Genomic DNA, 13973 nt, shown 5'->3' on the forward strand with positions numbered 1-13973 from the left:
GGGTACTTACGTGGTGCTGGCACAGCTCGTGGTTCTCCTTCGGGCCAGGATCATAATCCTGGCTTCAGGGACTCCACGAAACCGGGGTCAGCTCGATCTCGATGCCCGGATGCTCACGCAGCCATCCCTCCAGAGCCTCGACGGTGCGGCCCGGCAACACGTCTACACGTTCACGGGTTTCGACGTCGATCAGGACGGTGGCGTAGTCGTGGCGCCGGCGCAGGGCGAAGTCGTCCACCCCCAGAACCCGGGGCACCGGCCTCTCGGGCAACGGCAGCCGCATCAGCGCGCGCAGGGCGGTGTGCCGGGAGACGACCAAGGCCAGTACGGACAGTGCCCGGGAGCCGGCACGGCCCGCTAACTCCCGCACCACCGCCCCCACCTGCGCGGACAGTCGCGGTGTGCGGCGCTGATGACGCTCCAGGACCCCCGAGAGCTGTTCCCGGAACGTCTGGCGGCAGCCCGGGGTCGGGCACACCAAGCGGCGCACCCACACCTTGACCACGACTTGACGGGCGTCAACGGGAACGTCCGCGACCGTCCGTACGTGATACCCATGCACCCGCCCCGACCGAGCACCACAGTCCGGGCAGGGTGCCGTCCCGCACGGCGTCCGCGCTCGCACCAGTATCCTCCGGTCCTCATCCCGCACATCCTCGATGACCAGCGGAGACAACCCTGAAAACACCGTACTCACAAGCTCGTTGATGTCATGCATGCAACATCAACGATGCCGATCGCCCTCCGTCACCACCGAAAGTGCGACAGAGCCGAACGATTTACAGTCCCGATCCTGGCCGGCGCGGCGGCGGCGCCCCTGCTGAGCGCCATCTCGGCCACTGGCGCGGCGGCGGCAACCGTCTCCACCGAGATCTCCGACGCCGCGTTCTTCGGAGCCTGGAACTCCACCGCCGGCACTTGGACGACCAGCCCCGTCTTCGACTACGACGGGCACCCCGGGCTGGCGCCGGTCGCCGCCGCCGCGCGCGCGGGTGACTACAAGACGGCGCGCACCGCCCTCCTCCAGTACATGAAGGGCCGCGACGAGCGCGTCCCGCCGGCCTGGGCGTACAACGGTGTGTACAGCGCGGCACTCGTCCCGCTGTTCCTCGACCACATATGGACCCTGGGCAAGGGTGAGATCTACCGGACCACCTTCACCGTCGGCACCGACTGGACGACGCTCACCTCCGATGTCACCTCGGCCGTGCAGGGCACGATCAGTGCCGGTGGCGTGGGCTTCATGCTCATGGCCCGCAACAAGGAGTCCGCCGCCGCCGAGTTCGCGAGCCGACACGCCACGAGCGGCGCGCCGGAGCTGACGCTCACCTACGCGGACGGCACCGTCCACACCCTGGCGGCGGACCAGAGCTGTTACATCGCGGCGGGCACGGACGCGGACGCCGTCTTCGGAGCCACCGAGACCATCGAGGTGCACGACGAGGGCACCGGAGCCTTCAGCTCCACCACCCGCAAGGGCTATCTCTGGTTCGACCTGTCCGGCCTGACCTCCCCGGTCAGCGCCACCCTCAGCCTGACCGGCCGCACCAGCGGCACCCGGCAGGACATCATGCTCTACCAGCTCCAGGTCAGCTTCGACGAGACAACCCGTACCTGGAGCAACACCGTCCAGAACACCTTCTCCTGGCAGGGGGACGCGAAGGGCTTCGACTGGAAGAAGATCACGGGCGCCAACGTCGACAGCGAGTTCTACTACCAGCTGCCCCGGTTCTACTTCGCCGGCCCGCTCGCCGACGCCTACGCCGGCGCGGGCGACGAGGACATCGCCACCGGACTCATCGGCCTGATGACCGACTTCATCGCCGACACCAACACCTACGGGTCGGCCGCCGGCGCCGCGAGCTACCCCCGGAACCTGGACGCGGCCTGGGGCGTACAGAACTGGTGCTACGTGTACGAGATCCTGCGCTCCAGCCCGTCGCTGACGGCAGACACCAACACCACCCTGCTCAAGGCGCTCTACGCCGCCGGGCCCTTCTTCTCCACCACCACCTCCGTCACCCCCAACTGGATGATCACCATCAAGAGCGCCCTGGTCTACCTCGGAGCATGCTTCCCCGAGTTCGCCTCGGCGACCCAGTGGCGCCAGGACGCTGTGGCCTATCTGGTCGAGCAGCTGGGCAGCTCGCTCTTCCCCGACGGCGGCTACACCGAGGCGTCCTCCACCTACGCCATGGGTGTCGCGAACACGTTCGTCGGCACCTCCAGCGTGCTGGTCGCCAACAACTACGACGTCGGCGCCATAACCCCACTGAGCGGTCTGTCCTGGTTCCTCGCCGACCAGACCTACCCCAACGGCTACGACCCCTCCTACGGCGACTCCAGCTACACCGACCAGCGTGCCTCACTGGCCAAGCTCGCCGACCTGCTCGGCGACGACCAGCTGAAATACGTGGCCACCGGCGGCGCCGAGGGCACCGAGCCCGGCCACACCTCGGTCACCTACCCGGACACCCGGGTCGCCGTACAGCGCACCGGCTGGACCGACACGGACTGGTACCTGCGTATCGGCGCCGACCGCGGCAACCACGGCCACCCCGACGAGCTCGCCGTCCAGGTCTACGCCCACGACCGGCCGCTGCTGCCCGCCATGGGCGCCTACGCCTACGTCACCGACCCCACCGCCGACTGGCTGCGCAAGACCACCCAGTCGCACAACACCATCACCATCGACGGCCTCGCGCAGGACCCCACCGCCGACGGCTCGGTCACCAACGTCGCCACGCCGTGGGCCGACCTCGCCGACGGCCACACCGACGCGACAGCCGGAGTGCGCCACGAACGCTCCGCCCTGTTCCTGCACGACCTGGGCTGGATCATCTCCGACACCCTGACCCCCGCCGACGCCGCGAAGCACTCCTACGAGCAGAACTGGCACTTGCTCCCCGACGCCGCCCCCACCCTCGACGGCGCGACGGCGCGGACCACGTTCGGCAGCGGCACCCAGCTGCACATCATCCCCGCCGACCCGGACGCGACGACTCCCGCTCTCCAGGACGGCTACTACTCCCCCGTCACCTACCAAGTGACCCCCGCCTCCCACGTGTCCTACTCCCTCACCGCGGCGGACACGGTGCGGCTGGACACGCTGCTGCTACCGCTACCGGTGCCGGAGGGCACCCGCGCCAAGGCGAGCCTGAGCCTGGTGAAGCGCTCGGGGAGCGCGCGGGTGCTGGAACTGAAGGCCGACTCGCTCAAGGGGTATTACCTGCGAGCGGCAGACGACGGGACCACCCACGACTTCGGACCATACAGCTACGACGGACCGCTCGCCTACGTCGACCAGGACCAGAGCGTGCAGCGCATCCTGCTCACCGGCGGCACCACCCTCCGCCAGAGAGGGAACGCCCTCCTCATCGCCGACCAAGCTCTGGACGGCACTCTGGCGGTGCGGTGGAACACGAGGGACAAGACCATCGAGATCACCGGCACCGCCGCCGAGGCCGGCGGCGCGAACCTCTACCTGGCGGCTACCTGGGCGCGTAGCGCCACCGTCGCCGGGCAGACCGTTCGCCTCGTGCGGAACGGCCCTCTCGTGGCAGTCGCAGCCCTGCGTTGACTCGGCCCGCACAAAGCGGAGGGTACGAGCGCCCAGAACTCCGAAAGTGCCTTCAGGAGACGTGGCGCCGGCGGTCGAGCTCCAGACCGTGCTGTTCTTGATCTCGGCGGGGGCCGTCAGGGGCGCGGAGTGTCATAGCGATGAAGAAGTGACGCCTTACGGCGACTACCGCGTGGCATGGCTCTGGCAGCGAGCCCCGGGGCGGAAGCGGTGGCGTCCGTGCGGGCCTGGCGGGCCGACGGCGTCACCGTCGTCGCCGCACGAGGCGGGTCCCGGATGGCCGCTCGCCGCAATCGCCGGCGGCCGCCTGACCCTGGACGCTCCGGACCGCATCATCGCCTTCCTCAACGTCGTGTCACCCGCCGCCCCGACGGCTGACGGGAACACACACGCCCGACGCGGGACGTTCGTCCGGGCGACCGGCGGCCGGGGCGGGCACCCACGCCGGGCCCGCTCCGCATCCTGCCCGGCACGAAGGCAGCAAGGCTCCCCACCACTCGCACACCACACGCTGCAGAGACGCAGACCACGGCCATGCTGTGGGGCTACGGGCACTACGCCGCGGCCGCCGTGGGAGCAGGACTCGCGGTCAACGTCGCCCAGGTCAAGGGACACAGCGCCCTCGCCGATGTCCAGGCCGCGGCCACGTACACGGTGCCCGTGGCCCTCTTCATCACCAGCGTCTGGCGGGTCACGCGGCTGTCCGCCACGGCCGACCTCCTTGCTCCCCTCGCGGTTCTCGCTGTCCTGGCCACCACGTTCACGACGTTCGCCGTACTGTGCACCGGCATCATCGCGTCGCTGCTGGTCGGTCTGTCACTGGTCGTGGCACGGCGGGAAGCCCTGTGAGAAGGCCGACCACTTCACACTGTTCGGTCGGCCGGTACAACGCATCGATGCATCGTGCGGGTGAGATAGTGTTACGAGCACCGGTCAATCCGTGAAAGGTGTGCCTCATGGCTGAGCTGTTCTACGACGCAGACGCCGACCTGGACATCATCCAAAATCGCCAGGTCGCGGTCATCGGTTACGGCAGCCAGGGCCACGCCCACGCTCTGTCGCTGCGTGACTCGGGTGTCGACGTGCGCGTCGGTCTGCACAAGGGTTCCACGTCCCGGGCGACGGCTGAGGAGCAGGGTCTGCGAGTGGTGCCGGTCGGCGAGGCCGCCGCCGAGGCCGATGTCATCATGATGCTCATCCCCGACCCGCTGCAGGCCGAAGTGTACGAGAATTCGGTCGCCCCGCACCTGAAGAACGGCGACGCGCTGTTCTTCGGTCACGGCCTGAACGTCCGGTACGGCTTCATCAAGCCCCCGGCCGGTGTGGACGTCTGCATGGTCGCCCCCAAGGGCCCGGGCCATCTGGTGCGCCGTCAGTACGAGGAGGGCCGCGGCGTTCCCTGTCTCGTGGCCGTGGAGCAGGACGCGACCGGAGGCGCCCTGGCGCTGGCCCTGTCCTACGCGAAGGGCATCGGCGGCACCCGCGCCGGCGTCATCAGGACCACCTTCACCGAGGAGACCGAGACCGACCTCTTCGGCGAGCAGGCCGTGCTCGCCGGCGGTGTCTCCGCGTTGGTGAAGGCGGGCTTCGAGACGCTGACCGAGGCCGGTTACCAGCCGGAGATCGCCTACTTCGAGTGCCTCCACGAGCTGAAGCTGATCGTGGACCTCATGTACGAGGGCGGCCTGGAGAAGATGCGCTGGTCGATCTCCGAGACCGCCGAGTGGGGCGACTACGTCACCGGCCCGCGGATCGTCACCGACGCCACCAGGGCCGAGATGCGGAAGGTCCTCGCCGAGATCCAGGACGGCACCTTCGCCAGGAACTGGATGGACGAGTACCACAGCGGTCTGAAGAAGTACCACGAGTACCAGAAGCAGGACTCCGAACTGCTTCTGGAGACCACCGGCAAGGAGCTGCGCAAGCTCATGAGCTGGGTCGACGAAGAGGCGTAGACGTCGCCCCCGGCGGTGTGACCGGGGAGAAGGGCAGCGGGGACTTGGCCCTTCTCCCCGAGTACGGGAGGGCTGTCAGCCCATTTCTTCCAGTGTCTTACCCTTCGTCTCCTCGAGGAACTTCAGGACGAACGGGATGGAGAGCGCGGCGAAGACCGTGTAGATCACGTAGGTGCCGGAGAGGTTCCATTCGGCCAGGGACGGGAAGCTCGCGGTGATGGCCCAGTTGGCGATCCACTGCGCGGACGCGGCCACACCGAGGGCGACGGCGCGGAGCCGGTTGGGGAACATCTCGCCGAGCATGACCCAGACGATGACCCCCCAGGACAGGGCGAAGAAGAGGACGAAGACGTGAGCGGCGATCAGGGCGACCCAGCCCTGGGTGGCCGGGAGCCTGCCGTCGACGAGGTGGGCGGAGAACGCCCAGGCCTCCAGCGCCAGTCCGACGACCATGCCGACCGAGCCGATGATGGCCAGCGGCTTGCGGCCGACACGGTCCACGAAGATCATCGCGATCACTGTGCCGACGATGTTGATGATCGACGTCGTGAAGGAGTAGAAGAACGAGTCCGTCGGGTCGACGCCGACCGACTGCCACAGCGTCGAGGAGTAGTAGAACGCGACGTTGATGCCGACGAACTGCTGGAAGACCGACAGGCCGATACCGATCCAGACGATCGGCTTGAAGAAGAAGCCGCCGCCGAGCAGTTCCTCGAAGCCGGCCTTCTCCTCGCGGTGCATCGCCGTCTCGATCTCACGGATGCGCGCGTCGAAGTCGACGTCACCGCCCTCGACCTCCTCCAGGATCCTGCGGGCCTTCTCGTGCTTGCTCACCGAGATCAAGAAGCGGGGGGACTCAGGGATGGCGAAGGACAGCAGCCCGTACAGGACGGCCGGGATCACCCTGACGCCCAGCATGACGTGCCAGGCCTCCAGGCCCATCAGCTCACCACGCTGGTCACCGTCCGCGGCGTTCAGCAGACCCCAGTTGACCAGCTGCGACACCGCGATCCCGACGACGATCGCGGCCTGCTGGAAGGAACCGAGCCGGCCACGGTAGGCGGGCGGGGAGACCTCCGCGATATAGGCGGGGCCGATCACCGACGCCATACGATCGCGAAACCGCCGATCACCCGCCACATCGCCAGATCCCACAGCGCGAACGGCAGCGCCGACCCCACCGCACTCACGGTGAAAAGCACCGCGGCGATCTGCATACACCGGATCCGGCCGATACGGTCCGTGATCCGCCCCGCGGTCGCCGCACCGATCGCACAGCCGATCAACGCGATCGCGATGACCTGGGCCAGTACCGCGGAACCGACGTCATACCGGTCCCGGATGGCCTCGACGGCACCGTTGATCACGGAACTGTCGTAGCCGAACAGGAAACCGCCCATCGCGGCCGCCGCCGCGACGAAGACGACATGCCCGAGATGATCGGCCAGCCGGTCCGGGGTCAACCTCGCCACGAGCAGCGCCGACGCCCCCTCGATCGCCCCGGCCTGCTCGGCACTCAGCACGGGATCCTGGGCGCTCCTGCTGACTGTGGTCCGATCCGTAGGGCTCCGTGGGGAACCCAGAGGGAGCCACCCGGGGGCGCCCGGGACCGGCCCCTCATCCGGTTCGCATGGTCTCCTCGTACGGGGTCTCCGTGGCCGGGGTGCTCGCCAGGGCGACCGGCAGCGCACGACGCGAGTTGATCCCGAGCTTCGTGTACACCTTCCGCAGGTGCCATTCCACGGTGTGCGGGCTGATGAACAGCTCCGCGCCGATCTGCGCGTTCGTCATGCCGTCGGCGGCGAGCGTCGCGACCTGCGACTCCTGGGGGGTGAGGACGCTCGTCGGCTTGTCCTCCCGTACCCTGACGTGCTCGCCGGTGGCGAGCAGTTCACGGCCGGCCCGCTCGGCGAAGGCGTGCGCCCGCATGCGGTCGAACATCTCGTGCGCCGTGCGCAGGTGCTCCCGGGCCAGCGAACGGCGGTGGCCGCGGCGCAGCCACTCGCCGTACAGCAGGTGGGTACGTGCCACCTCCACGGTCACACCGCCGCGGCCGAACTCCTCGATCGCGGTCCGGTACAGCCGCTCGGCCTCGTCGCCGTCGGTGAGCAGAGCCTGGCTGCGGGCGCCGGCGCCACGGGCCCATCCGGAGTCGGCGGCGCGGGTGAGTTCGAGCAGCCGGGCCAGCGAGTCGCGGGCCAGGTCGAGTTCACCGCACCGCGTGGCGGCCTCGACGTGTTCGACCAGCGACAGGCCGGTGAAGTTGAATCCGTCGTGCTCGATGCCCGTGCGGGCGGCCTCCAGGGCCTCCTCGTAGCGTGCCAGGCCGTTGAACAGCACGCCCTGGATGTAGCCCATGGCGCCCAGCAGGGACACCTCCCCCCGCTGTTCGGCCTGCTGCCTGGCTTCTTCGATGAGGCCGGCGGCGACGTCCGCCTCGCCTCGCCACGCGGCCAGTACCAGCGTCGCGTACTGGTGCGGGGCGTGGCCGGTCGCGGCGGCGAGCGCGTCGGCTTCGTCGATCATCCGGTCCGCCTCGGCGAAGTCGCCGTAGTGGATGTGCACCCCGCCGGCGTAGATGAGGGCCGGTGGCAGCGCGCCGAGCGCGCCGATGTCGCGGGCCAGCCGCACCGCGCGGCTCGACAGCGTGTCCCACGCGTGCAGGTCCCAGGCGTAGTGGATGAACGCCTCCAGCGCGACCGGCGCGAGCAGCAGCCAGCGCACGGTCGCCTCCCGGGTGCCGAGCTCCTCGTTCGTGAGCAGGTCCAGGGCGCCGCGCAAGGCCGGGATGCCGGTCTCGTACCCGTCCGCGAGGACCGCGGCCACGCCGTCGAGGAGGAGGTCGGCGGCCTGGGAGCCGGAGGAGGGCGCCCCGGACGCGCGGGCGGCGATCGCGGCGGCGCGGGCGCCTGTCGGGCCGTGGACCCGGCCCGCGAAGATGGTCGCGCTGATGGCCTCCAAGTACGTCTCCCGCGCCAGTGGGGACCCCGCGGCGGTGAACTGCGCGGCGGCCTCCAGGAGCAGCGGTGCCGCCTCGTCGCTGCGGCTGCGGGCGAAGAGGATCCTGGCCCGCAGGCGCGCCAGCCGGGCGCTGTCCAGGACGCTCAGGGGGCACAGTTCGGCCACCGTCGCCAGTTCCGTGGCCCGGTCGGGCGCGGCGGCCGAGAAGTGCGCCTCGGCGGCGGCGAGGGCTCGGCGGCCGCGTGGCCGCGGGTCGGGTGTCACCTCGGCCGCGCGCTCCAGCAGTACCGCCTCGGCGGCGATGCCGCCGCGCTGCCGCGCGCGGTCGGCGGCCTGCTCCAGGCCCGCGGCGACCTCCTCGTCCGGCCCGTCGGCGGCCTGCGCGGCGTGCCAGGCCCGCCGGTCGGGATCCAGGACCGGGTCCGTGGCCTCGGCCAGCGCCCGGTGCACCGCTCGGCGCTCTTCGGGCTCGGCTCCGTGGTAGACGGCGGAGCGGACCAGCGGGTGCCGGAACCGGACGGTCTCGCCGAACTCGATCAGACCGGCCACCTTGGCCGGTGCGGCATAGGGGACGATCTTGAGGGCGGCGGCCGCACGGACCAGCAGGCGCGCGTCACCGACCGGTTCCGCCGCCGCGATCAGCAGCAGCGTCCGGGTCGCCTCCGACAGCGCGCCGAGGCGGCTGGCGAAGTCCCGTTCGATGCGGCTCGCCACCGGCTCCTGCACACTCGGGTGGCTCGACGAGTCGAGGCCGTAGGCCAGTTCGGCGGCGCTGCGACCGCGGGAGAACTCCAGCAGGGCGAGCGGGTTGCCGTGCATCTCGGCCACGAACCGGTCCCGGACCCGCTTCTCCAGCCGGCCGCCGACGGTGGCCTCCAGGAGCCGGCCGGCCGCGGCGGTGTCGAGCCCGTCGAGCCGCAGCACCGGCAGACCGCCCAGCGCGGTCCGTCCCTCGGGGTCGCGCACCGCGAACACCATGGCGACCGCCTCGGCGAGCAGTCGACGGGCCACGAACTCAATGGTCTGCAGGGACACTTGGTCCAGCCATTGCGCATCGTCGACCAGCACGAGCACCGGCCGGGTCTCCGAGGCCCGGGTGAGCAGGGTGAGCACGGCGAGGCCGACCAGGAAGCGGTCGGGCGGGTCACCGACCGCCATCCCGAACGCCACCCGGAGGGCGTCGCGTTGGGGTTCCGGCAGCGCTTCGAGCTCGTCCAGGAACGGCGCGCACAGTTGGTGCAGGCTGGCGTAGGGCAGCTCCATGTCGGCCTCGATGCCGTGCGCCCAGGTCACCTTCACCCGGGACGCCTGCGCGGCCGCGTACTCCAGAAGCACCGACTTGCCGATGCCGGCCTCGCCGCGGACCACCAGGACTCGGGACCCGCCTGCACGCAGACCGACCAGCAGGTCGTCCAGCGCCGCACACTCACGATGCCGACCAACCAGGTCGGGAAGCGGGCTGGCGATCATGCGACGCGGCTCCTCGGGATCCGGGGATGTAGGGCTCCCACAACGTTGTCCGGGACGATCTCCATAACGATACCTGGGCCGGCTCCACACCATGTGGCCGATCACTGTGACGCACTCCACGCAAGAAGTCCCTCCGGACCCGTCACATTCGGGCCCGCTGTCCGGTCGCCTCCCTGGCGATGACCGCGCCCGCCCGCCGTCGCAGGGGGTTCCCATGTCTTCCCTCGGACACCAACTCGCCACGTCGGTTTCGTGGTTCTCGTGGTGGGAGCCGGTGCGTCCGGCTTCCGGGCGGCCATCGAAGTCGCCGAGGCCGGTGTCGCGGTCGTCGTGGTGGCCCGGCACACGGCAGAAGACGATGTACACAGTGTCATGACATCCGTGGTTCCGGATGGGCGCCCGCCGGTGTCTGCCACGCGACACGGCGTGGGAAACGGCACGCGGCCGACACGTTGCGGGAGGGCCCGTCCGGCGGCCGGCCCCCGCACCGCGCAGGTCGTGGCCCGCCACGCCGGGCAGGCCTTCCACGGCTTAGGACGCTTCGGCACACGTCCCGGCCGGGGGACGGCGGGACCGCCCCGCGCCGGTCCGACGGCCACCCGTACCGCCGGGTGGCGGTCGCCGGCGGCGGTCCGCGCCGCGGAGGCGGACGTGAACCGGCTGCTGGCCGCCGACGGCGACCAGCACGTCCGCGCGCTGCTGCGCCCGGTGCGCCCTCTGATGACGGAGCGCGCCGGTGTCGTACGCGACGAGGCCGGACCCACCGCCGGGCTCACCGCACCGGACGAGATCGAGGCCCGCACGGGGCAGGTGGGAGTCCACATCGGCATCGGCGGCTTCCAGGACCTCGCGTACGCCTATGACCTCGGGTCCGCCGCTCTCACCGCCCGCGCGACGCTGGAGTGCGCGGTGGAGCGGCGGGAGACACAGGGCGGTCACCACCGGTCCGACCACTCCGACGTCGGCCCGGACCTGACCGTCGACCTGCAAGCGCGTGGAGGCGCCCTCGACCCGTCGTCGGGCGAGTGGTGTGGTCCCCGGCGACCGGGGTGCGCCGCGAACCCGTCCCGCCCGTCCCCACCGACATCGCCGAGTCGATGCGGGAGGCCTCGGCCGACGCCGCGCAGCCCGAGTGGGGTCATGCGCCAGGTTGTTATGCTCGCCGCGTGCAGGGGTCAGGGTGAGCAGCGGGGACGGGCCGAGACAGCTGCGTGGTCGGCGCCGTGAGCGCGACGCACTCGACAAGCTGGTCTCGGAGGTGGAAGCCGGACGCAGCGCCGTACTGGTCCTGCGGGGGGACGCCGGAATCGGGAAGTCCGCCCTGCTGGATCACCTGGCGGCGCGTGTCGCGGAGTACCGCGTCGCCCGTGGGGCGGGTGCCGAGTCGGAGATGGAGCTCCCGTTCGCGGGACTGCACCAGCTGTGTGCCCCGTTCCTCGGACGCGTCGGCTCCCTTCCGCCTCCGCAGCGGGAAGCGCTGGCCACGGCGTTCGGGATCAGTGCGGGACCAGCTCCGGACAGGTTCCTGGTCGGTCTGGCCGTACTCGGGCTGCTGACCGAGGTGGCCGCCGAGCGGCCGCTGTTCTGCCTCGTGGACGACGCGCAGTGGCTCGACCGGGTCTCCGCGCAGACCCTGGCGTTCGTGGCACGGCGGATGCTCGCCGAGCCCCTGGCCCTGGTCTTCGCCTCCCGCGAGCGTCGGGGCCGCGACGAGTTGGCCGGTCTGCCCGAGCTGACGGTCGACGGCCTCGACACCACCGACGCCCGCGCGCTCCTGAGCGCGGCGGCCGACGGCCCGATGGACGCGCGGATCCGCGACCGTGTCCTCGCCGAAGCGCGCGGCAACCCCCTCGCGCTGCTGGAACTCCCCCACGGCCGGCTCGACGCGGAACCGGCCGATGGGCTCGGCCGGCCCGGTCCCGGTCCGGTGACCGGCCGCATCGAGCGGAGTTATCTCGCGCGGGTCCACTCGCTGCCGACGGACACGCGGCGACTGCTGCTGATCGCCGCCGCCGAGCCGATCGGTGACGTGACGCTGCTCCGGCGGGCCGCCGAGCGGCTGGGCATCGACCCGAGCGCGGTGGGCCCGGCGGTGACGGCGGGCCTGCTCGCCGTCGGGGCCCTCGTGCGCTTCCGGCATCCGCTCCTGCGCTCCGCCGTCTACGGGTCGGCCGGGCTCGCGGAGCTCCGGGAGACCCACCGTGTCCTGGCGGAGGTGACCGACCCCGCCCTCGACCCCGACCGCCGCGCGTGGCACCTGGCGCGGGCGACGGTACGGCCGGACGAGGCGATCGCCGGGGAGCTGGAGTCGTCGGCCGGCCGGGCGCTGGCGCGAGGCGGCGTCGCCGCGGCGGCCGCGTTCCTGGCACACGCGGCCGTGCTGACACCCGACCCGCGGCGCAAGACGGCGCGTGCCCTCGCCGCGGCACGGGCGAAACTCCGTGCCGGTGCGCCCGCCGCGGCACGCGATCTGCTCGCGCTGGCCCGCAGTGGAGCCCTGGACGAACACGGCGGCGCCCGCGCGGATCTGGTCCAGGCCCAGATCGCCTTCGTCACCAGCCGCGTCGACGAGGCACTTCCCTTGCTGCTGGCCACCGCGCGGCGCCTGGTGTCCCTCGATGTCGGTCTGGCTCGCGAAACCTTCCTGGACGCCCTGTCGGCCGCCATGTTCGCCGGGCGCCTCGCCTCCGGCGCGGACGCACGCGAGGTGGCGACGGCGGCGCAGCGGACGTCGCCGTGCGCCACGAGGCCGCCAGGCAGTGCCGATCTGCTGTTGGACGCTTTGGCCACCCGGTTCACCGGCGGGTACCGCGACGCGGTGCCCGCCTCGCGCGACGCGGTGCGCGCGTTCGGCCGGGAGACCGACCCGGAGAAGGTCCTGCGCTGGTCGTGGCTGGCCTCGACGCTGGCCGCCGAGATGTGGGACGACGAGGCCTGGACGGAGCTGGTGGCCCGCCATGTGCGGACCGCCCGCGCCGTCGGCGCGCTGACGGAGTTGCCGCTCGCGCTCAACTCACGGGTCGTCGTCCACTCCTCGTGCGACGGTGAGCTGGACGCGGCGGCGCTTCTGATCGCGGAGATCGTCCGGGTCCAGGAAGCGGCGGGCAGCAGCTTCACGCCGTACGGCATGATGACACTCGCCGCCTGGCAGGGACGCGCGCGCGAAGCCGTACCGGTGATCGAGGCCGGTACCCAGGACGCCGTGAACCGCGGTGAGGGTGTCGGCGTGGCCATCGCGCACCGGGCCGAAGCCGTGCTCCACAACGGTCTGGGCAGATACGAGGAAGCCTTCGACGCGGCCCGGCTGGCCAGCGCACATCCGCACGACCTGGTCACGGCCAACTTGGCACTGGCCGAACTGGTGGAGGCCGGAGTGCGCAGCGGTCGCCACGACGCGGCCGGGACCGCGTTGGAGCGGCTGACCCGGACCACGGACGCCGCCGCGACGGACTGGGGGCTGGGCGTCCAGGCACGCTCCCGGGCGCTGCTCAGCCAGGGGGACGCGGCCGAGGAGCTGTACCGCGAGGCGATCGAGCGGCTCGGACGTACCCGGGTCGCGACGGAGCTGGCCCGGGCGCATCTGCTGTACGGGGAGTGGCTGCGCCGGGAGAGCCGTCGCGTGGACGCCCGGGAACAGTTGCGTGAGGCCCACACACTGTTCATACGGTTCGGTGCGGGCGCGTTCGCCGAGCGCGTCGTCCGTGAGTTGCGGGCCACCGGCGAGACGGTGTCCCGACGCGGTGACAACGCCGCGGCGATGCTCACCGCCCAGGAGACCCAGATCGCGCAGTTGGCCAGGGACGGGCTCACCAACTCCGAGATCGGCGCCCAGTTGTTCCTCAGTCCGCACACCGTGGAATGGCATCTGCGGAAGGTGTACACCAAGCTCGGCATCACCTCCCGGCGCCTCCTGCGCACGGTGCTGTGAGTGACATCTCGTCGGTCACACGTAGGGGCGCCGTTCGGTCCGTACTGGAGGCTCCATCACGGTCCCCGTGCCTTCGCCG

General features: G+C 71.2%; 6 protein-coding genes and 2 pseudogenes. 5 read left to right on the top strand and 3 right to left on the bottom strand.

The annotated features are described in order from the left end of the window. Positions 1-94: 94 nt before the first annotated feature. Positions 95-718 (bottom strand): annotated as a pseudogene (locus ACIP67_RS41060) (transposase family protein); the annotation flags it as partial. Positions 719-730: 12 nt separating this feature from the next. On the opposite strand from ACIP67_RS41060, the gene ACIP67_RS41065 reads away from it, so the two are divergent. From ACIP67_RS41065 to ilvC, 3 genes are all read left to right on the top strand, one after another. After that, positions 731-3580, top strand: coding sequence for a heparinase II/III family protein (locus ACIP67_RS41065; protein ID WP_401699305.1), 2850 nt, complete (start codon positions 731-733; stop codon positions 3578-3580). A gap of 534 nt (positions 3581-4114) precedes the next feature. After that, a complete protein-coding gene (locus tag ACIP67_RS41070) occupies positions 4115-4429 on the top strand; it encodes a hypothetical protein (RefSeq protein WP_401699307.1) in 315 nt (104 codons plus the stop codon). Positions 4430-4536: 107 nt separating this feature from the next. Next, the gene (gene ilvC / locus ACIP67_RS41075) at positions 4537-5535 is read left to right on the top strand and encodes a ketol-acid reductoisomerase (RefSeq protein WP_401699310.1); all 999 of its coding nucleotides are present in this window, start codon (positions 4537-4539) and stop codon (positions 5533-5535) included. A gap of 75 nt (positions 5536-5610) precedes the next feature. Here ilvC and ACIP67_RS41080 read toward each other — a convergent pair. Together ACIP67_RS41080 and ACIP67_RS41085 are read right to left on the bottom strand one after the other, a co-directional pair. Further along, positions 5611-6935 (bottom strand): annotated as a pseudogene (locus tag ACIP67_RS41080) (sugar porter family MFS transporter). A gap of 217 nt (positions 6936-7152) precedes the next feature. Then, positions 7153-9966, bottom strand: coding sequence for an AAA family ATPase (locus ACIP67_RS41085; protein ID WP_401699312.1), 2814 nt, complete (start codon positions 9964-9966; stop codon positions 7153-7155). Between the two features lie 651 nt (positions 9967-10617). Between ACIP67_RS41085 and ACIP67_RS41090 the strand changes: the two genes are divergently transcribed. Beyond that, entirely contained in the window at positions 10618-11193 is a 576-nt protein-coding gene (locus ACIP67_RS41090) for a hypothetical protein (protein WP_401699315.1), read from the top strand. Then, positions 11147-13894: an AAA family ATPase gene (locus ACIP67_RS41095; RefSeq protein WP_401699317.1), complete on the top strand. Its 2748-nt coding sequence runs from the start codon at positions 11147-11149 to the stop codon at positions 13892-13894. Before ACIP67_RS41090 ends, ACIP67_RS41095 begins: the two co-directional genes overlap by 47 nt. Positions 13895-13973: the final 79 nt, after the last annotated feature.

Source organism: Streptomyces sp. NPDC088812 (assembly GCF_044750285.1).
In the GTDB taxonomy this organism is placed as follows: Bacteria; Actinomycetota; Actinomycetes; order Streptomycetales; family Streptomycetaceae; genus Streptomyces.